The following is a 20,138-nucleotide window of genomic DNA, read 5'->3' as shown; positions in this document are numbered from 1 at the left end:
AGTTGAAGAAGTATGTCGAGCAGCAGGCAACGCCCAGATTGTGAGACTCAGGGGCATTGAACCCCTTCGTCTCACCGCCTATCCTCCAGCCCGCCAAGCTGCGCTGTGGCGGGAGTACCCCGGAGGTTCTGATGGCGCCGTTAGCGGGCGTGCGCAGGGATCCCCAGCATTTCCAGCAAGGTTTTAGCAGCATCCTGGCCGGAGAGCCAGGCGCCTTCTACTCGCTCCCCGGCACACCAATCGCCGGCACAGACCAACGGCAACCCCTTGCCGGCACCGGCAGGGACGTGGGTGCCCAGGCTGGCCAAACCTATCGTTTCCACAGGAAAAGCGTAGCGCCAGCGATGCACCTGCATCCATTGCGGCGAGGCCAGCCAGGGATCCAGCCGTTTGGCGGCGTGATCCAGCAGTTCTCGACCAGCTTTTTCCAACTCGGCGGGGCCGGCATCCAGATACCGCGACGACCACTCCGCCCCCCCGTGCAAGACCACCAGCGGCGGCAAGGGCTGTAGGCGCTTGCTGCTGTCCAGGGCCAGCCAGGCCAGCATCGGATCCTGCAAACACTTGATCCCCTTCCAAGGCGGCAGCGGCGTGCTCTTCGAATAGCCGGCCAAAACGGCAATGCAGGGCTGGTAGGCGGCGGATCCCGGCAGAGAGAGCAGGTTGTCGGCAGGAGGGATCCCCTCTTGCAGCAAAGGCAACAACTGGGGAGCTGGGATTGCCATCACCACTGCCGCGGCCTCGTAGCACTGGCCGTTTTCGGCCTGTAATTGCCAGGTGGTTGCCAGCGGCCTGAGGCCGACCACACGCGTCTGGGTGTGGATGGACAAGGAGGTGGCTAGCTGTTTGGCCAGCGTCGTCATGCCCTGTGGGCAGATGTAGCGGGGTTTCTCGGCGTTGGAGTCCTCTGGGCGCAACCCCTCTCGATCCAGCAGGTGCAACGAGCGCGTCCATTCCCTCAGCAGCCCCAGGCCCAATAGCTCCTTCAGCCAGCGATAAAAGCTGTCGGAATCGGCGGTCAGGTATTGAACCCCGTGATCTACAGGCACTGTTTGTCCGGCATGCTCAACCCGCCGGGTGGCCATGCGCCCACCCAAACCCACCGATTTCTCCAGCACCAAGACCTCCAGCCCCGCCCGCCGCAGTTGCCGTGCGCAGGCTAGGCCAGCCACCCCGGCCCCGACGACAACGACGTCCGCCGACTTTGCGTTGCCCAGGCCTGGCCTTGCCCCCTGGAGATTTTCGTCTGACATACAGGGCCTATCGGCTGCAACCGGATCCCACCTTCAACTCCCGCTCTTGCCAAAGGGGTTGTTGCCCCTTTCGCCGAAGAGCTTGGCTTCCCCCTTGATGGCAGCCTTGATGATGTTGTAAGCGGCCCAGCCAACCACCAAAACAATGGGTGCCAGGACGATCAGCGGACGGAGATCCATATCCATAGTTTCATCCCCCTCTCATCAACGGAGTAACAAGAGCTTCCAGAGTTAGCAACTGCTGGGATCCCGAAGAGCGAAGCTTTTTTGGGGTTTGGGTTTCGCTTTGGGCGGGGTACAACTCCGGAAGAACGGCTATGTCCAGAATAAACCCAGGTATACCTTCTCCCGCTAAGCCCTGACGGACTGGGGCAAAAACCTCCGCTCACGCCAGCAGGACAGGATCCCTGGATGATTTCTCAGAGTTGCTGCTTACTCAGGATCTTCACACAGCCGGAGAGTGGCTGCTTCGCCGTTCCTAGCCCATTCTGCAGCAAGCCCGGCTTCTGGACAAGAGCTTGCCTTGTTGCCTCTTGCGGGGATGGGCCAATCGAGCTAGGCGAGAACGTCCGTCGCTGGCGCCACGTAGACTGCGCCCGAGAGTAGCGCGGAAGTTTAGCCAGCCAGGGAGTAGCGCTCCATCAAGTAGCAGAGGCAATCTTGGCGGATGATGCGGCTGTTGAGGGTGAGCATGCCGGGCATGATGGGCACGCGGGTGCGAATTTCGCCATCTTGGGCATAGAAGAAGCGATCCGCCACATCTTGGCCCTGCTCGTCTTGTACCTCCAGGTGGAAGCCGTTGTTCGTCCAGCCGATGCGGGTGTGGGGAGGGAGCTCCCGAAAATTGAGGAGATCCAAATCGGGGGGAAAGCGCAGGTGCGGGTCGCCCGCCTCTTCCCCAAAGCCGAAGCTTACCTCGTCTGGGATCTTGACGATGGCGACGCTGTGGAACAGGTCGATATCCTGGCTGAGGACGGGGCGTTGCGGCAGCGCCGACAGGTGCAGGCAGGCTTCCAGAAATTCGCAGGCATGTTGGGTGCCGTGGGGCTGATCCGGCTTGCCACATTCCAGGGTTACCGCCGGGCAGAAGCGCCCAAAGGCCATGCTCTGCACCCCTTCCGGCTTGGTGAAGTAGAGGACGGTGCGCCCAAACAAGGTGGCCAGGTGCAGGGTAGAGGCATCCAAGTAATTGACACAGGCGTAGTGGGGGTTGGTGCCGGTGTTGTTGTGAATATCGACGCTGGCAAACACGCCCCGCTGCTGCATCTGCTGCAGGACGGCCTGGGCCATGGCGTGCTCGGGGGTGGAGCCGGGGCCCCAGATGCGGTTGTAGTCCGGTTGGCCGTCCAGGCGCCGTTGCCCGTAGCGGGCGGCCCGCACATTGCCGATGAAGAGAGACAGAGAACGGGGCAATTCCCGCTGGGCGTGGTGGCGGAGGAGCTGCCGCACCGCCTGCCAACCGGTGGTTTCGTTGCCGTGCAGCAGCACAGAGACAAACAGGGCGGGATCCCGTCGCCCCGGCAGATGGATGAGGGTTGGCCCACCCAATCGGTCGTAAAGCTGATGGGCCTCTAGATCCAGCAGTTGATCCGGTAGATGATCGAGAACGGTGAGCATACTGTTTGGGCTAAGAGGCTCGACTCAAACTTCTGGCTTTTGGCCTCTCTCCCTGGGGTAGGAGGGAGCAGAAGTCCAACGAAGTCCTTGGTCGCGAATGAACCGTTTCGCTGCGGTAGCTCGGGTCGCAACAAGGCCATCTGAGAGAGAGTTTGCCCACTCGAGATGCGGGCCAGGGATCCGCCCTGCCGCCGCGGTGGCCCACCGCTGGTACAACCGGCTGTGGAGAGAGCCCTAGCTGAGATCCCAGGTGTGTACCGGTTGGCCTTGCCGCTGCCGTTCCCAGTAGGCACAGGTTAATTGTTGCATATCTTTACCATGCCGAGCCACATAGCGGCGCTGCCAGGTGGCCCCATTCTGCCCCGACTCCACCCGGGCGCGGAGAATGCCCAGGTACTCCTGAATATCGGAGGGGGCCAGATCCAGTTGAACCAAACCCGCCTCTGCTTGGGGGATCAGCTCTTCCAGCAGCAATTGGCGCAGGGATCCCTGCCAACCCTTGAGCCAAGTGATGGGGGCCTCGAGGCCGAAGCGGGCGGCCGCGTAGAAATTGGCGCGGCACTGGGCAAAGCTCAGCTCCTGCTCGGGGGGGACGGGCTGGGATCCCAGAGCTTGCACCAGGCCAAAGTAGAAGGCGGCATTGGCGATCATGTCGGGTAGAGTGGGACCTGCTGCAGCCACCCGCTGTTCAATGCGCAGATGGGGATAGGGATCCACCCCCACCAGAGGGCGGTTCCAGCGCCAGATGGTGCCGTTGTGCAAGCGCAGATGGGCTAGCTCAGTAGGAGGTGAGGCCAGCCTCTGCGGCAACACCACCGGATAGCAGCGTAGATTTTCCCAGAACAACTCCATCAGGGACTCTTGCACATAGCCTTGCCCAAAGGTGACGCGAGGTTGGTGGGTGGGGGCAAGGGGGGGTGGGCCATCCAACGCCTGCTCAAACACAGGGATGCGGGTTTCCGCCCATAGGTCGTGCCCGAACAGATAGGGAGAATTGGCCGCCAGCGCTACCAAGGGGGCCGACACGAGCAGGGAAGCGTTGAAGTAACGGGCCGCTTGGTGGGGGGCCACCTGCAGATGGATTTGAAAAGAGGTGGTGGCTGCCTCCAGCATGACGTTTGGGTGGGTGACCCGCAACCGCCCAGCCGGTCCTTCGATATCTAGCCCCAGGGGCGGGATCCCCGAGGATTGCTCGCGCCGGTGCAGGTTCAGGATCTGCTCGTTGAGGGCCAGATAGCGTTTGCGGGGGGAGATCATCTCCAAGGTTAGCTGCTGCTGCTGCAGCGTGGGTAAAATGCCGATGGTCATCAGCCCTGCCTGCAGTTGCTCGGCCACTCGGCAACAGCGATCCCACCTCTGTTCCAGCTCTTGGCGGAGCTGCTGCAGAGCGGATGCAACCAAAACCTGGGGCCGGCTGTTGAGCTCGATGTTGAAGCGGGCCAGTTCCGGCACCACCAGCGGGTCGTTGACGGCCTCCAGGTAAGCTGAGTTGATCGGGGCCGGATCTCCCTGGGGGGTGACCAGCCAAGCTTCCAGCTCAAACCCGCCCACCGGGGATCCCTGAGCAAAAGGCCGGCAAATGGGATCCAGCCCCGGCAGGCCGGCCAGCCAGCGGTCCAGCAGATCCGTCTCCTGCTGCAGCCGAGCTTTGAACTCGGCAAAGTCCTCTGCGCCAAAGCTGAGGGAGGCAATCTCTTGGCCCATCGAGACAACTCCGCGGCTTTCGTGGATGAGATCACTGCACTGCTGGTATCGGGCTTCAGCTTTCGACGAGAAAAATATGGGCCGGCATCGTCCAGGGATCCAGCTTGATGTAGTTGGTGGATCCCTGCCAGGAGTACTGCTGGCCGTCCAAGAGGTCGATCACCTTGAAAGTTTGCCAGTGTTCCAAACCCAAAGCCCCCAGGTTGAGGGTGACCCAGCCAGATTGAATGTGAAACGGATCCAGATTCACCGCCACCAAAATCCGGTTGCTGCCATCAAAGGTGCGCTTGGAGTAGCAGATCAGGGCCTCGTTGTCGGTGGGGTGAAACACCAGGCTCCAGTCGCTTTGCAAAGCCGGGTTTTGCCGCCGGATCTGGTTCACCTGCGCGATCAGAGGCCGCAAGTTATCCGGCGCGTCCAGATCCCAGTGGCGGATTTGGTATTTTTCTGAGTCCAGATACTCTTCGCTGCCGGGGCGGAGCGGGCGGTTTTCACAGAGTTCAAAAGCGGGGCCGTAGATGCCGTAGCTGGCCCCCAGCGTAGCCGCCAGGATGAGGCGCAGCATAAAAGCCGGGCGTCCCCCCTTTTGCAAAAACTCGTTCAGAATATCCGGCGTGTTGGGCCAGAGGTTGGGGCGGTAGTACTCCCGCATCGGGGTTTGGGTGAGCTCGGTGAAGTACTCGGTCAGGCCCCATTTGTCGTTGCGCCAGGTGAAGTAGGTATAGGATTGGGTGAAGCCCAGCTTGGCCAAGGATTTCATCAGCTTGGGGCGCGTAAAGGCTTCGGATAAAAAGATTGTCTCCGGGTGCTTGGCCTTGATCTCGCCGATGCACCACTCCCAGAAGCCAAAGGCTTTGGTGTGGGGATTATCCACCCGAAAGATGGTTACCCCTTGGTCGATCCAGTATTCGATAACGCTTTTTAACTCCTCCCAGAGGGCCTGCCAGTTTTCCGTCTCAAAGTCGAGAGGGTAGATATCTTGGTACTTCTTGGGCGGGTTTTCCGCATATTGAATGGTGCCGTCGGGCCGCTTTTTAAACCATTCCGGGTGCTCTTTCACATAGGGGTGATCTGGCGAACACTGGAAGGCGATATCGAGGGCGATGTCGATGTTGAATTTTTTGGCCTCCGCCACCAAGCGATGAAAATCCTCCAGGGATCCCAGTTGGGGATGGATGGCCTTGTGCCCGCCTTCTGGCCCGCCGATGGCCCAGGGGGAGCCCACGTCATCCGGCTCCGCCGTCATGGCGTTGTTTTTGCCCTTGCGGAAGGTGCGCCCGATGGGGTGGATGGGGGGCAGGTAAAGCACATCAAAGCCCATCTCGGCAATCTGCGGCAGGCGGGCGATCACATCCTGGAAGGTGCCGTGGGTGTGCTCGTCAGGGCCACAGGAGCGGGGAAACAGCTCGTACCAGGTGCTGAAGCGGGCCTTCTCCGGATCCACCCAGACCCGTCGCTCCGGGTAGGCGGTGACGAAGCGGCGCTCGCCGTAGAGCTGCATCAGGGATCCCAGCGTCGGGGAAAGGGCGATCTCGATAGCTGGATCCCCGCCTTGGCGGAGCATTTGGGCGTAGTTGCGCAACTTCGCCGCCAGATCCCCGCTTTGAGCCTGGGCGGCCCGCTCCACGAGCTCCGCCCCGATCAACAGCTCCACCGCCACATCCTGCTCGGCAGCCACCCGCTTGTGCAGATCCTGCTGCCAGGTTTTGAAGGGATCCACCCAGGCCAGAATCCGGTAGAAAGCTTGGCCGATTTGCGTGACCTGGAACTGGGCCCGCCAGCGGTCGTTGCCGAGGGGCTCCATGAAGATCTCCTCCCAGTCGGTTGCCCCGGCCTGGCGGAAACTGAGCACCGCCGAGAGTTGGTCGTGGCCATCGGCGAAGATGTCCGCCTCCACCACCACATACTCCCCCACCGTCCGCTTGATGGCGTAGCGCCCGCCGTCGATTTCCGGCGTCACCGCCTCGATGATGGCGCGTTGCCGACCTTCCGTTGGCCACATCATGATCCCTCAGCTTGCCTTTGCCTGCTCACAGGCTTGCCAGCCTGCCCTTTCAGAATGCCCAACCGACTTTACGTTAGCCCGCCGTTACCGATACATCTTCGATGCGCAGGGCGGGAAAAGCGGTGGTGCCGTTGAAAACGGTTACCTCTTGTGAGATGGCGGAGATATTGCGCAAACAATCGTAGAGGTTGCCGGCAATGGTGGTCTCCAGGATGGGGCGTTTTTCGCCGCCTTTAACCAAAAAGCCCCCCTTCACCACCCCGGAAAAATCGCCAGTGATGGGGTTGCTGCTGCCGGAAAGCCGGGTGACGATAATGCCCCGCTCCATCGCATACAGCTCAGACAAAGGGGTTGTCCCCGGGGCCACGCTCAAACAGGCCGGCCCCACGCCCGGCAAGCTGCCCGCCCCCCCTGTGGCATGGCCGTTGGACGGGATCCCGGCAGCCCGGCCTTCGTAGCTGTTGTACATGAAGTTGCAGAGGATCCCTTCATGGATCAGGGGGGTAATTTGGCGGGGGATCCCCTCGCGGTCGAAGGGCTCGATGGGGTAGCCAGGCAAGCCCAGCCCCTCGGAAACCAACGTCAACAGGGGGCTGGCGATCAGGGATCCCATCTTCTGCGCCAGCGGGCTTTTGCCTTTGCGCACCGCGTCCGCCCCCAGCACAAAGACGAGATCCCCCAGAAACTCTTCCACCACATCCGGCGGCAGGACGATGGGGCCGCGGAAGCTCTCTCCCTCGGTAGCTCCCAAGGCCCCCACACATTTCTGGACAAAGCGTTCAAAAGCCCGCTCCAGCGCCGGCACCAGATCCGCCCGCTTCTGGACGCTGTCGCCGTCGTAGGCAAAGCTGCCCACCTCGTCCCCATCGATGGCCATGCCGAACAGGGATCCGCCCGCCTCGACGCTGTGGTAGTTGGCGCGGATGCCGGTGGAAGAAGCAATGGCCACGGTATCCTCTTCTACGCTGAACGAGCCGCTGTCGATGGTGATGCGCGGGTCTTGGGAGCGCACCCACTCCACCAGTTGGGATCCCAGTTGCGTCAGCTCGGCGGCATCCAGTTCCAGCAGGCCCGGGTCGAGGGCAAAAGGCACCTGGGGCAGGGGCTGGGGATCTGGCAGGCCGTTGAGGGGATCCGCCGGCGAAGCCTTGGCCATGGCCACCGCCTCAGCAGCCGTCTCCGCCAGATCCTCAGGGCGGTTGGAGGTGGCAAAGCCCAGCCTGCCGCCGCAGAAAACCCGGATGCCGAACAGGGTCTCGCTGCTGCTGCGGGCCAGGTTGAGGTCATTTTTCTCAAAGGTGACTTCCGTCTCGCGGCCTGAGTTGGCGAACACCTCTGCTTGGTCAGCTCCGGCAGCCAAAGCCTTTTGCACACCCTGTTCGCAGAGATCCAGCAGGTTTTCAGGAGAAATGACGGAGCCGGCCATAGAAAACTTGAGATCCGCAAGAGAACAGTTCTATTATCGACCCTAGCAGCAAGGCCTGCCCCAGGAACGGGGCCCAGAAGAGCGCGCCTGTTTCAAGCGGTTCCCTCAGGCGCCGGGATCCGTTTGCCGGCGGTTTTCCGGATCCCTATCGGATCAGGGCTGCTCCAGGGGCTGATCTGAAAAAAGCAGGGGGGCAATGTTGGCTGCCTGGTTGAGCGGGATCTCGTCGTGGATGGCGTACTGATAGAACTGATCCAGCCGCTGACACAAACCTTCTGGGGTCAAAGCCTGCACGTTGGAGCTGATGATGTAGCTCTGGGCAGGAGAGGCCCGAAAGGCCTGAAAGGCTTTGCGACAAAAGGCCTGCTTGGCCTCAGGATCCGCCTGGCGCCACTCCGGCCCCGTCAGTTTGCCGGATAGTGCCGGCTGGGTGGCCGCCCAAGCGCTGGACGCGACCAGGGGCAGTCCTGTTGCCAAGATCAGGCCAGCCAGGATCAGAAACAGAAGGCCTCCCTTTAAAAATATCTGACGAGAAAAGAACTGAAGCCGTTGCCAGTGTTGCCCCATGGTTGGATAGGCTAAAGGTATCCCTTCGATCATACCGATCGCAGGAGAATCCAAAGCGGACGGCTTCTGCTCGTTTTGCCTGCTCCCCAGGGTTCTTGTAACCGTCAAAAAAGCTTGGCCGATCTCAAAACAATTGCCAGCACCCGTCCGTCCCGTGGCTCGCAGCAAACCCCGCCAAAAACAGCGTTTTCCCCACCTCCTCGGCTCCAAGTGGACTTCCGTTCAGCCGGTGATGGGTTGGCGACATTTTCAGGTCGCCGCCCGCCAAGAGGGAGAAGGGGGGCTGGTGTTTGCCGAGCTGAGGGCCGTCTGCGATCCCCAGGTGCGCCTCTGGGTCAACGCCGCCACCCTCAAGAACCGGGATCTCTGGCAGCCGGGCTGGGCACCGCTGGAAGACGGGATCCCCTGCGGGCGGCAGGATCCCCTTCTGGACAACCCTCTGCCGGCAGATGATTTCCCCCCGCCTGCAGGGATCCCCGGATCCCTCTAGCGCTGTATCCTTAAGCAAGGGGGAGAAGTCTCGGAGAAAAAAGATGCCCAGGTGCGATGTCTGCGGGAAAGAGCTCAGCTACAGCGATTATCAGTGGGCCAAGCGCTGTACCAATCCCTACGGGAAATCCCACCTCATCTGCTTCGACTGCTACAGTGGCTCTTCTTGTCCCATCTGCTACTCCCCTCTCGAGTCGGCAGAATAGAGAGAGGTCGTTCTCAAAAGCCGCTTGTCCTCTCCCCGTGAGCCAAGCTCTTGGGAGGAAGTGGCAGAGGTCTCGATGGTTTTCCCAAGGGAGCCGGAACAGTGCGCATTGGCCAGGGCTATGACATCCACCGCCTCGTCGAGGGGCGCCCCCTGATCCTAGGTGGGATCCGGATCCCTTACGAAAAAGGGCTGTTGGGCCACAGCGACGCCGACGTGCTCACCCACGCCATCATGGACGCTCTCCTGGGGGCCGCCGCCCTGCGGGACATCGGCTACTACTTTCCCCCCGAAGACGAGCGCTGGAAGGGGGCAGACAGCATTCTCCTCTTGCAGCAGGTGGTGCAACTGGTAGGCCAAGAGGGCTGGCGCATTGCCAATGTCGATAGCGTCGTGGTAGCGGAGCAGCCTAAGCTCAAGCCCCACATCCCCGCCATACAGGCCCGCCTGGCCGAGGCCATGCAACTATCGCCCAAACAAGTAGGCGTGAAGGCCACCACCAACGAAAAACTGGGCCCCGTCGGCCAGGGAGAAGCCATGGCCGCCTTTGCCGTCGTCCTGTTGCTGGAACGCTGAGCCGCCGCTTTCTGGGAAGCACCTGGTCATCGCGCTGCCCAAGCTGCCAAACTGGCAAGCAACCGCTTCAAAAGTTTGCCCCAATTGCCGTGCAACCCCCTGCTGCCTCGATTGGGAGAGGGGCTGGGGGTGAGGGGCGCTGGCGGGCCCTTTCAAACTTGCTCGGATACTCAGCCAAGGAAATGGCAGGCCAAAACACCACCTCAACAGAGCAGCTCAAGAGAAGCCTTTTTGTTCCCCTATTCCTAGGGATCCTCCTCCTCTGGCTTGGCGCCTGTGCTGCTCCCGCCCGCCCGCCCCATCTCATTGCCACCGTTACCTCGGATCCCAAAACCTTCAACACCTATCTGGCCACCGAGAGCTCCAGCCGCGACGCCATCGCCTACCTAGAGGCGGGCCTGGTCACCCTCGATGAAGATACCCTCCTGCCCAAGCCGGAGCTGGCGGAAGGCTGGGAAGTGTCTGAGGACGGCTTGCGCTATGTCTTTACTTTGCGGGAGGGGCTGCGCTGGTCGGACGGGGAGCTCCTGACGGCGGCAGATGTGGACTTTACCTTCAACCGCATCATCTTCGACGAGCGGATCCCGACCTCGGCGCGGGATGTGTTGCGCATCGGCGAGGCGGGGGCGCTGCCCCAGGTGCGGGCCTTGGACGAGCGGCGGGTTGAGTTTGTCCTGCCGGAGCCCTTCGCCCCCTTCCTGTTGCAGGCCGGATCCCCTCTCTTGCCCAAGCACATTCTGGAGCCCACCGTGGAGCAGGTGGACGGCCAGGGCAACCCCCTCTTTTTGCAGACCTGGGGAGTTGACACGCCGGTGCAGGAATTGGTGGGGGCCGGCCCCTACGTCTTGCAGGAATATACCCCCGGCCAGCGGCTGGTGTACCGCCCCAACCCCTACTACTGGAAAGGGGAAGGGATCCCGCGCATCGAGCGGGTCATCCTGCGCATCGTGGACTCGGAAGATACGGCCCTGTTGCAGTTTCGCTCCGGCGAGACCGACGTGTTTTCGGTGCGGGGCAGAGACTTTCAGCTCCTGAAGCGGGAAGAAAAGCGGGATCAGTTCACGATTTACAATCTCGGCCCCACCCTCAACAACAATTTCTTTGCCTTCAACCTCAGCCGGGCCCGCAACCCCCAAACCGGACGGCCCTTTGTGGATCCCGTCAAAAGCCGCTGGTTCAACGATTTGAACTTCCGCCGGGCGGTGGCCCACGCCCTAAACCGCCAGTTTTACGTCGAGAGCGTCCTGCAGGGGTTGGGCGAGATCCAGCACTCGGTCTTCTCCCCCGCCAGCCCCTTCTACCTCAGCCCAGCAGAGGGCCTGCCCACCTACGACTACGATCCCGAGAAGGCGCGGCAACTGCTCTTGGCTGCCGGCTATACCTACGACGCCGAAGGCCACCTGCGGGATCCCGACGGCAACCGCGTCCGCTTCAGCCTGATCACCAACGCCGGCAACAACCAGCGGGAGGCCACCGGCGCCTTGATCAAGGCCGACCTGGCGCGGATCGGCATCACCGTGGACTTCACCCCCATCGCCTTCAACACGGTGGTGCAGCGCACCGACAGCCGCGACTGGGAAACCTTGTTGCTGGGCTTTGGCGGCGGCGGCACCGAGCCCAACAACGGCTCCAACATCTGGCGCAGCGATGGCCGCCTGCACCTGTTTAACCTGGGGGATCTGCCCGGCAACCCCGCCGAAGGGGTGGAGGTGAGCGATTGGGAGCGGGAGATCGACCGCATTTTTATCGCAGGGGTGCGGGAGCTGGACTTTGAAAAGCGCAAGGCCCTCTACGACCGCTTTCAAGTGATCATCCAGGAACAACTGCCCCAGATCGGCACCTTCAATCCCCTGGTGCTCTCGGCCCTGCGCAACCGCCTGCAAGGGGTGGATCCCCGCCCCATCCTCGGCCCTCTCTGGAACCTGGATCAGCTCTCCATCCAGGACGTGCTGCAGGAGCGGTAGCCTACCTCACCGTCAGCTCCACCTCCCCCGTGCTTCTAAGGACGTTGATCCCCACCCCTCCTGCCTGGAGATACAGGCCGATGTCCAGGGATCCCCGCCCCACCTGAATGTTCTCAAGAGTTACATGAGGCAGCCATAGGGGCAGGGTGGGCTGAGTCAGGTGCACCCGCTGGGCCAGCCCGTCGATCTCCAGCCCCAGGCAGGCCTGCAGCAGCAAGAACACGCTGGCTGCCGCCCAAGACTGGGGCAGACAGGCCACGGGGTAAAGGGTGGGGCCCTCCCGCTGGCGCCGGCGAAAGCCACAGAACAGCTCCGGCAGCCGCCGCAGCTCCAGAAACTGGCTGGCATCGAACAAGGCCGTCAACACCTGGGCCGCTTCCGCCTTGTAGCCATAGCGGGAGAGCCCGGCTGCAATGAGGGCGTTGTCGTGGGGCCAGATGGAGCCGTTGTGGTAAGACATGGGGTTGTAGCGCCCTTCCCCTTCCGCCAGCGTGCGGATCCCCCAGCCGCTAAAAAAAGCCGGCTCCACAAGTTGGCGGGCAATGCGCTCGGCATGCTGCGGGTGGGCGATCCCGGAAAACAGGCAGTGGCCCATGTTGGAGCTGCGCACGCGGCAGGGCTGCTTGCGCCCGTCCAGAGCCAGGACATACCCCCCCAGCTCCTCGCACCAAAACTGCTCCCAAAACCGCTGCTGCAGCTTTTCTGCTTGCTGTCGCAGCTGGGCTGCCTGCGCCTGCCGCCCCAACAGCTCCGCCATCTCCGCCGCCAACCGCTTGGCCTCGTAGGCGTAGCCCTGCACCTCGCACAGGGCAATGGGCGGCTCCGCCAGGGATCCGTCGGCATGGAAGATGGCGTCTTCCGAATCTTTCCAGCCTTGGTTGCGCAGGCCCCGCCGCGCCTTGCCGGCATACTCCAAAAAGCCGTCGCCGTCGGGATCCCCGTAGGTGTCCATCCAGCTCAGGGCTGCCTCGATATTCGGCCACAACTGCCGCAACAGCTCGAGATCGCCGCTGCGGCGCACATAGCGCCCCGCCAGCACCACAAACAAAGGGGTGGCGTCGATGCTGCCGAAATAATTGCCAAAGGGGATCTCGCGGGTCTTGGCCATCTCGCTGTAGCGCTGCTCGTGCAGGATCTTGCCCGGCTCGGCATCGCGGCTGGGATCCACCTCCTGGGCCTGGTGGGCCGCCAGGTACAGCAGCACCCCCCGTGCCAAATCGGGAAACCACCAGAGGGTGGCCAAGGCGGTGATCAGCGCGTCGCGGCCAAAGACCGTGGCAAACCAAGGTACCCCGGCGTGGGGATAGAGCCCGTAGGGGGTGCGGGCCAGCATCATCACCAGGTCGTCCCGCGAGGCGTTGAGCCACTCGTTAAACTGGGCGTTGCCAGTGTCGATGCGGTGGGCCAGAGCTCTTAGCGCCGCCCGATGCTCCCGCTCCGCCTGCAGGGCCTCCTGGTAGCTCAAGAGCGGGATCTCCTCGCCGCCATAGCTGCAGACTACCCGCACCTCCAAATCCCGCTCCTCCTGGGGCGCCAGCGGCACCCACCACTGCGCCAGCTTTTCCGAGACCACCTCCGGCGCAGGAGAAAACAAGATCCGGGTTTGCCGCTCCACCCCGTCCAGGCCGCGGTAGCGCAAAGTTACCCCTTCTGAGCTCACCTGGGGTGGCAGCACTTGTCCCCGCTGCGAGCGCCGGATGCCGCGAATCTCAAACATATCGGCAAAATCGGCCTCAAAGCGCAGGGTCAGCGGCACCCGAAACGGCTCCGAGCCGTAGTTGTGGATGCGAATCCGCTCGTAGGCCACGTTGTTCCACAAAAAAGTAGTCCGCAGAACATGCAGGGTATCTTGACCGATAAACTGCCCCTTCGAGGTGGTGAACTCGGGGTTGGTCAGATCCACCGCCAGAATATCCTTGTCTTCTCGCACCTCCGAGCTAAGCAACAAAAACTGCTTCCCCTGCAAATCCAAGACCAGCCGCGACAAAAAGCGGGTATCATCCCGAAACAGGCCGTGATCCCGGATGCCGAGGGGGCGCATGTTGCCCAGCCGGTCAAAGATGGCAAAGCAGTTGTCCTGCTTGAGGACGTGGGGACGCGCCTCCACCAGCGAAGCGCTGGCGCGGATGTAGTACTGATCCTGAATCTGGATAATGTCTTCGGCCATCTCGGTCTTCCCAATATCTGGCCCAAATAAGGCGAAAAAGCGGTTCCCAAACAGCACCAGCTTCCACTGGGCAGGGTCGGCATCTGTTAAGCCACCTTTTTCGAGATCTCCTGCCGCTCGTTCACCAGTTGCCGGTAGAGGGCCTCATATTCCGACACCATCCTCTCGACGCTAAACCGCTCCTCAAACACCTGCCGCACCCCGGCTCGGTCAAGGGATCCCACCTTTTCGATTGCCTCTACGGCCTCTTCCACCGAATCGACAATAAAGCCGGAGCGGCTGTCCGCCATCACCTCAGGCACCGAGCCAAAGCGGGTGGCGATCACCGGCGTGCCGCAGGCCATCGCTTCGATCATCACCAGCCCAAAAGGCTCCGGCCAGCGGATGGGAAACAGCACCGCATAGGCCTTGCCCAAGAACTCGCTTTTCTCCTGTTCGGTGATTTCCCCCACGATCTCCACATTGGGGTGGCGGCTGGCCAAAGGCTTAATTTCCAACTCGTAGTACTGGCGATCCACCGCGTCGATCTTGATAGCAGCCTTCAGCGGCATCCCTGCCCGCGCGGCAATTTCAATGGCCGTGTCCAACCCTTTTTCCGGCGAGACCCGGCCCAGAAAGGCCAGGTAATCCCCCTTTTCTGGGTAGAAACGGTGGAGATCCAGGGGTAAGCCATGGTAGACCGTCCCCACCCAGCGCGCCTGGGGCAGCGGCCGCCGCTGGGCATTGGAGATGGAGACCACCGGAATGTCCTGAAACTCAGTGTAGAGAGGCTGCAGCTCCGGGATGTCCAGTCGCCCGTGTAGGGTGGCCAAAAAAGAGACTTGAGGATGGCGGCGGGCCAGGGCGTAGGGATAGTAGTCGATGTGGCCGTGGATGATGTCGAACTCGTCGGCCATCTGAAAGGCCTTCTCCACCATCAGGATGTGGGGCGCCACCGTGTCGATGGCCGTGGGATCCAAGCGCAGAGCCCGCTCCCGAAAGGGGATCAGGCGGGCTTGGGTTTGGGAGTCGCCGCTGGCAAATAGAGTCACCTCGTGCCCGCGCCGCACCAGCTCTTCGGTTAGCCAAGAGACCACCCGCTCCGTGCCGCCGTAGAGCTTGGGGGGCACGCTCTCGTGCAACGGGGCAATCTGAGCAATGCGCATCGTTATCCTCCGAACTAAAAACTTGGCAGCCGTTCGGGGCTGTTGGCTGCGCCGAGCTGAAAGGCGCTTTCCGGGCGCTGATCCCGGCAGCACAGTTGTTTGACAGTCGGTCGCAGATTTTCTTGCTGCTAACAACCCCTTGGCTAAAGCAGGATAAAAACAGGATCCAGTCAGAGCCAGGTTTAGCCTCTATGCTAGCCGGCTGAGCCTGCTACAGGGGCTGGCAAGAAAACACCCCAATTCCCGAATCTGGCCGAACTTTTCCGGGATCCCTGGAGGGAGAAACGTCGGCGGCGCCTCTTGCAAACCCTAGCTTACCCCCGTGCCGGAGCCCAGCAGCCTCCTCAACTTGCAGACCTTGAACACCTGCTGCCCGGCAAGCATTTCAAAAACAACCTCGGCTCCCCAGACAGCCAAGGAACTGTCTCCGCTGGTTAGGTGGGCCTAGGCGTTGGGGTGGGCGAAGGGCTGGGACGAGGGGAAGGGCTGGGCGAAGGCGACACAGAGGGAAAAGGATTGGGCGTGCCGGTCGGGGTTGGTGTTGGGGTGGGTGAAGGCGGCGGCAGTACCCGCAAAGGGGCTTTGGCCGAGGCAATGCGGCCTTGAGTGTCTGCTACCATGGCCGTAACCTCGTAATCTCCAGGAGGGACAGAGGCCGGAATGGTGATGGGAAGGGTGCCGATGCAGGTTCTGCTGTTGACCTGACAGCCGGCGGCAGCGGCAGTGAAATCAAACGTGAGGGTGAGAGGGTTTTGTCGGATTTCCACCCGGAAGCTGATGCCGCTGCCCAAACCCGCAGGAGTTGTTACAGCCACCAAGACATTGAAGGGAACCGTCTGTCGCGCGTCCGTCAGTGCCACCACGGCAATCGAAGGTGGCTCCGCCGAGAAGGAAGCGGTGGGGGAAGGGCTGGGGAACGGATTCAAGAGTGGGGTGGGGGTCGGGGTGAGCAGAGGCGTCGGGACGGGAGTAGGCGTCGGACTGGGGACGAGAAAAGGCGTGGGCGTCGGTGCCACAACCGTTACTGGCACAGGCGTAATGGTGACCGAGGGCTGTTCGCGGGCATCTTCTTGGCAGGCCACCAGTGACAACGACACAAAAGCGGCTACACTCGCTCTCATTGCGGAGAACATCCAGCTCTGGCGGAACCTAGGGGGCTGCTGTTTCATGGGCTTTGGCTCCTCATAACACAAGCTTTGGGGTTTTGTTGGGAGAACTGAGTCTCGGCAGCGTTCAACTCAAAACCCACACAGCCCTGCTCCCTCAACTGCGAAAGCAGAGTCTCGCGGGTGCTCCTAACACTATAGATAGAGCCTCAATTTTTTGTAAACACTACGGGTGACATCTACCGCATGGGATCCGCCTCGGCGGTGAGATCTCAAGGGCGCTCAGGTTAGACTGGTAAGTGCCACAGCAAGAGGGGATCCATGGCAGCGAAGGCGGGAGCAGAACCATCTTCAGCGCAAGCAGGGCTGCAAGAGCGACCTGCTGAATTCTGGAACAGCCAGGAAGGGCCCAAAGAGGCCTGCGGGGTGTTTGGCATTCTGGCTCCCGGCGAGGAGGTGGCCAAGCTGACCTATTTTGGGCTGTTTGCCCTGCAGCATCGAGGCCAGGAATCGGCGGGCATCGCCACCTTTGAGGGGGCCTTTTGCCGAGTGCACAAGGCGATGGGGTTGGTTTCCCAAGTTTTTGACCCGGTAAATCTGGGCCAACTGAGCGGCGACTTGGCGGTGGGCCACACCCGCTACTCCACCACCGGCTCCAGCCGCGCCGCCAACGCTCAGCCGATCATTGTGGAAACCCGCCTGGGGCCGCTGGCTTTGGCCCACAATGGCAATTTGGTCAACGCCGAAGAGCTGCGGCAAGAGCTGGAAGCTGCCGACCGCCACCTCACCGGCAGCACCGACTCGGAGTGTATTGCCCACGCCATTGCCCAGGCGGTCAATCAGGGCCAAGGCTGGGTGGAAGCCACCTGTCAGGCTCTGCGCCGCTGCCGCGGGGCCTTTAGCCTGGTCATCGGCACGCCAGAAGGGCTGATCGGGGCACGGGATCCCTATGGGGTGCGCCCTCTCGTGTTGGGGCTTTTGAGCAGCAACCCCGCTAAGCAGGAGCTGCTGCAGCCGCAGATGCTGGGGATCCTCTGCAGCGACGGCAAGCCCAACCACCCCGAAGCCCAGCCGCTGCACTGCGTGTTGGCTTCGGAAACCTGTGCGTTGGATATCATCGGGGCGGAGTATCTGCGCCAGGTGGAGCCGGGAGAGCTGGTGTGGATCAGCCGGCAAGGGTTGCAATCGGTGCGCTGGGCCGAGGCCACCCCCAAGCTCTGCATCTTCGAGATGATCTACTTTGCCCGCCCCGACAGTTGCATGCACGGGGAGAGCCTCTACTCCTACCGGGTGCGGCTGGGGGAACAACTGGCCAAGGAAGCGCCGGCAGAGGCCGACTGGGTGATCTCGGTGCCCGATTCTGGCACCCCGGCAGCCATTGGCTATGCCCGCCAGACAGGGATCCCCTACACGGAGGGGCTGATCAAAAACCGCTATGTGGGCCGCACCTTCATTCAGCCTACCCAGTCGATGCGGGAGCGGGGCATTCGCATGAAGCTCAACCCCCTGGAAGACGTGCTGCGGGGGCAGCGGATTGTGATCGTGGACGACTCGATTGTGCGGGGCACCACCAGCCAAAAGATCGTCAAGGCCCTGCGCCAGGCGGGGGCCACCCAAGTCCACATGCGCATCTCCAGCCCTCCGGTTACCCATCCCTGCTTCTACGGCATCGACACCGACAGCCAAGATCAGCTTATTGCCGCCAAGTACTCGGTGGCAGAAATTGCCGAGAAAATCGGGGTGGACTCTTTGGCCTACCTGAGCTGGGAAGGCATGCTGGCCGCTACGGGCCGGGATCCCAATTCCTTCTGCTCCGCTTGCTTTACCGGCCACTACCCCATCCCCATCCCGGAGGGGCTGAAGCGCTTCAAGCTGGCTTTGGAAACGGCAGCCAGCCGCAAAGACCGCTAGGAGCCTGGGGGGAGAGGAGGGTTCGCCGCAGTTTGCATTTGAATGCCTGCAATCGCCATGACTTTACGCCTGCGCCAGCTAGGGGATCCCATCCTGACTCAAGTGGCTGAGCCGGTCGCCGAGTTTGGGACGCCGGCTTTGCAAAACCTAATTGAAGAGATGCTCGCCACTTTGAAAGAGGCCCAAGGGGTGGGCTTGGCGGCCCCTCAGGTGGGATTCCCCCTCCAGGTCATCATCGTAGCCTCCCGTCCCAACCCTCGCTATCCTGATGCACCCCAGATGGAGCCGCTGGTCATGGTTAACCCCCGCCCCCTAGCTTGCAGCGAGGAGCAGGTGCTGGGGTGGGAAGGGTGCTTGAGCGTGCCCAACTGCCGCGGCCTGGTGGCCCGTTCCCGCGAGGTGGAGGTGGAGTACCACACCCCTGAGGGATCCCGGCAGCGGGTGGTCTGGCGGGATTTTCCGGCGCGCATCTTCCAGCACGAATACGATCACCTCAGGGGCCGATTGTTCCTAGATCGGCAGCCGCAGCAACTGCTCTCTGAGGCCGACTACCAAGCCCAGATTTTGGCCCAGCCCCCTGCCTGAGGATCCCAACATGCCCTACCTGGTCATCTACGACGGCCTGTGCAACCTCTGCGCCAGTGGAGTCCAGCTCTTGGAGCGCCTGGATCGCGGCCAGCAGTTTCGCTACGCCCCCATGCAGGATGGAGCTACCCTGGCCCAGTGGGGGATCCCGCCAGAGCAGATGGAATTGGGGATGATCCTGATCGACCTGGAGCAGCCGCAGCGCCGCTGGCAGGGCTCCGCCGCCGTCGAACAAATTGCCGCCCTCTTGCCCAGCGGATCCCTGTGGCTGGCCCTCTACCACAACCTTCCCGGCCTCAAGCTTTTGGGAGACTGGAGCTATGCCCAGATCCGGGATCACCGCTACGAGTGGTTTGGCCGCCGTGACACCCTTTATCTACCGGCTGTCTGTGAGCGCTGCCGGGATCCCTTGGCAGAAAAGGACTGAAGCTCTTTTTCTGTAAACTGCAATACTTATCTGCCTGGCCCAAGGGATCCCTTTGCCAAGTTTGAATTCCTATCCTCAAAGCTGGCACGTTTGAAAGGTTGAAGTTGAACATATTAGCATATCGAAATATTAGTATATCGAAGAATACCTTCCCGGTGAGAACTCCCCAAGTCTGACCTTGTCTTTATCCAGGGCCAAAGTAAAAATAGAAACGAAGTTAGCCGACAGGGAGTGGGCTGTGGCTACAACTGGATATGGAAAGACTAAAGCTGAAGGAGTTGCCGGCAGTTCAGGAGCCGTTCAGCTAGTCCTTAGGAGTGGCCATCCTTATGGGGGAAACGGGACTGTTGGAAGCTTTGGTGAAAAAAGCAGAAAGATTCTTCTACAGACAACGCAGCAGCATCTGGATTGGCAGGTGCAGTTTGCAGTTTGGAAGACCTTACTAAGCTCTGGCATACCTCAACTGGTGCAAGTAGCAAAAACCTATCAAGTTCCCCTGCGTCCGGTTGGAGACATCCGAGAACGATATAGAGCCGGCGAGCGGGACTTTCGCTGGGCAGATCTGAGGAGGGCCAACCTCAGCGGGCTAAACCTAAGGGGGGTGGACTTAAGCGGGGCCAGCTTGAGTCGAGCGAGACTGGGCCAGGTCAATCTAAGCCACGCCAGCCTGGTTGGAGCCAACCTCAGTCAGGCAGACCTCAGTGGTGCAGACTTGAGGGGAGCCGACTTAAGCGGAGCCAACTTGATGGGGGCCAATCTCATTGGGGCCAACCTGCGGGGAGCCAATCTAGCAGACGCCAACTTGAAGTGGGTCGTCATTTCCCGCGAAACGCAAATTGACCGCAAGTGGCAACTGATCTGGGAAATTGTCAACGGCCACGCCCAGGGGAAAAATCTAGCTCAGGCAGACTTGAGCGGGGCGAACCTGGATTGGGCTGACCTGAGTGGGGCCAACTTGGCTCAAGCAGACCTGAGGGGAGCAAGACTTGCC

General features: G+C 61.6%; 17 protein-coding genes. 7 read left to right on the top strand and 10 right to left on the bottom strand.

Annotated features, from left to right (window positions below):
* Positions 1-140 precede the first annotated feature (140 nt).
* The 7 genes from SYN65AY6A5_RS09900 to SYN65AY6A5_RS09870 form a co-directional block, all read right to left on the bottom strand.
* On the bottom strand, positions 141-1,253 hold the full coding sequence (locus SYN65AY6A5_RS09900; protein ID WP_011429170.1) for an FAD-dependent oxidoreductase: 1,113 nt from the start codon (positions 1,251-1,253) through the stop codon (positions 141-143).
* A 33-nt stretch (positions 1,254-1,286) separates the two neighbouring features.
* The gene (locus SYN65AY6A5_RS09895) at positions 1,287-1,433 is read right to left on the bottom strand and encodes a photosystem II protein Y (protein ID WP_206336868.1); all 147 of its coding nucleotides are present in this window, start codon (positions 1,431-1,433) and stop codon (positions 1,287-1,289) included.
* Positions 1,434-1,868: 435 nt separating this feature from the next.
* On the bottom strand, positions 1,869-2,870 hold the full coding sequence (locus SYN65AY6A5_RS09890; RefSeq protein ID WP_099812557.1) for a M14 family metallopeptidase: 1,002 nt from the start codon (positions 2,868-2,870) through the stop codon (positions 1,869-1,871).
* 234 nt (positions 2,871-3,104) lie between these two features.
* Complete coding sequence (locus SYN65AY6A5_RS09885) at positions 3,105-4,574, bottom strand: glutamate-cysteine ligase family protein (protein ID WP_099884323.1); 1,470 nt, start codon at positions 4,572-4,574, stop codon at positions 3,105-3,107.
* 55 nt (positions 4,575-4,629) lie between these two features.
* Positions 4,630-6,579: an alpha-1,4-glucan--maltose-1-phosphate maltosyltransferase gene (locus SYN65AY6A5_RS09880; protein WP_206336957.1), complete on the bottom strand. Its 1,950-nt coding sequence runs from the start codon at positions 6,577-6,579 to the stop codon at positions 4,630-4,632.
* Positions 6,580-6,652: 73 nt separating this feature from the next.
* The gene (locus SYN65AY6A5_RS09875; protein ID WP_011429176.1) at positions 6,653-8,005 is read right to left on the bottom strand and encodes a TldD/PmbA family protein; all 1,353 of its coding nucleotides are present in this window, start codon (positions 8,003-8,005) and stop codon (positions 6,653-6,655) included.
* A 153-nt stretch (positions 8,006-8,158) separates the two neighbouring features.
* A complete protein-coding gene (locus SYN65AY6A5_RS09870) occupies positions 8,159-8,482 on the bottom strand; it encodes a hypothetical protein (protein WP_143596990.1) in 324 nt (107 codons plus the stop codon).
* 244 nt (positions 8,483-8,726) lie between these two features.
* Here SYN65AY6A5_RS09870 and SYN65AY6A5_RS09865 point away from each other — a divergent pair, with 244 nt between their 5' ends.
* From SYN65AY6A5_RS09865 to SYN65AY6A5_RS09855, 3 genes are all read left to right on the top strand, one after another.
* Entirely contained in the window at positions 8,727-9,062 is a 336-nt protein-coding gene (locus tag SYN65AY6A5_RS09865) for a TIGR02450 family Trp-rich protein (RefSeq protein ID WP_099884321.1), read from the top strand.
* 306 nt (positions 9,063-9,368) lie between these two features.
* Positions 9,369-9,842, top strand: a complete 474-nt coding sequence (ispF, locus tag SYN65AY6A5_RS09860) for a 2-C-methyl-D-erythritol 2,4-cyclodiphosphate synthase (RefSeq protein WP_011429179.1) — start codon at positions 9,369-9,371, stop codon at positions 9,840-9,842.
* A 182-nt stretch (positions 9,843-10,024) separates the two neighbouring features.
* On the top strand, positions 10,025-11,806 hold the full coding sequence (locus SYN65AY6A5_RS09855; RefSeq protein WP_011429180.1) for an ABC transporter substrate-binding protein: 1,782 nt from the start codon (positions 10,025-10,027) through the stop codon (positions 11,804-11,806).
* A 1-nt stretch (position 11,807) separates the two neighbouring features.
* Here the strand turns inward: SYN65AY6A5_RS09855 and SYN65AY6A5_RS09850 are convergent, their stop codons facing one another.
* The 3 genes from SYN65AY6A5_RS09850 to SYN65AY6A5_RS14055 all read right to left on the bottom strand — a co-directional run bounded on the left by SYN65AY6A5_RS09850 (position 11,808) and on the right by SYN65AY6A5_RS14055 (position 16,239).
* Complete coding sequence (locus SYN65AY6A5_RS09850) at positions 11,808-13,973, bottom strand: amylo-alpha-1,6-glucosidase (protein WP_099813277.1); 2,166 nt, start codon at positions 13,971-13,973, stop codon at positions 11,808-11,810.
* Between the two features lie 86 nt (positions 13,974-14,059).
* Positions 14,060-15,118, bottom strand: a complete 1,059-nt coding sequence (locus tag SYN65AY6A5_RS09845; RefSeq protein WP_099884319.1) for a glycosyltransferase family 4 protein — start codon at positions 15,116-15,118, stop codon at positions 14,060-14,062.
* A 434-nt stretch (positions 15,119-15,552) separates the two neighbouring features.
* The gene (locus SYN65AY6A5_RS14055; protein WP_168173319.1) at positions 15,553-16,239 is read right to left on the bottom strand and encodes a hypothetical protein; all 687 of its coding nucleotides are present in this window, start codon (positions 16,237-16,239) and stop codon (positions 15,553-15,555) included.
* Between the two features lie 351 nt (positions 16,240-16,590).
* Between SYN65AY6A5_RS14055 and purF the strand changes: the two genes are divergently transcribed.
* The 4 genes from purF to SYN65AY6A5_RS14465 all read left to right on the top strand — a co-directional run.
* Positions 16,591-18,135 (top strand): amidophosphoribosyltransferase, encoded by a 1,545-nt coding sequence (gene purF / locus SYN65AY6A5_RS09835; protein ID WP_346426189.1) that lies wholly within the window; start codon positions 16,591-16,593, stop codon positions 18,133-18,135.
* 57 nt (positions 18,136-18,192) lie between these two features.
* Positions 18,193-18,720 carry a peptide deformylase gene (gene def / locus SYN65AY6A5_RS09830; RefSeq protein WP_011429188.1) on the top strand — a complete coding sequence of 176 codons (528 nt, stop codon included), beginning with the start codon at positions 18,193-18,195 and terminating at the stop codon, positions 18,718-18,720.
* A 10-nt stretch (positions 18,721-18,730) separates the two neighbouring features.
* A complete protein-coding gene (locus tag SYN65AY6A5_RS09825; RefSeq protein ID WP_099812550.1) occupies positions 18,731-19,147 on the top strand; it encodes a DCC1-like thiol-disulfide oxidoreductase family protein in 417 nt (138 codons plus the stop codon).
* 466 nt (positions 19,148-19,613) lie between these two features.
* A partial coding sequence (locus tag SYN65AY6A5_RS14465) for a pentapeptide repeat-containing protein (protein WP_240531029.1) occupies positions 19,614-20,138 on the top strand: 525 nt, incomplete at its 3' end.

The organism is Synechococcus sp. 65AY6A5 (assembly GCF_002760415.1).
Classification (GTDB): Bacteria; Cyanobacteriota; Cyanobacteriia; order Thermostichales; family Thermostichaceae; genus Thermostichus.
Note: the sequence above shows the minus strand (reverse complement) of the source record. Positions and strands in the feature narration are given on the sequence as shown.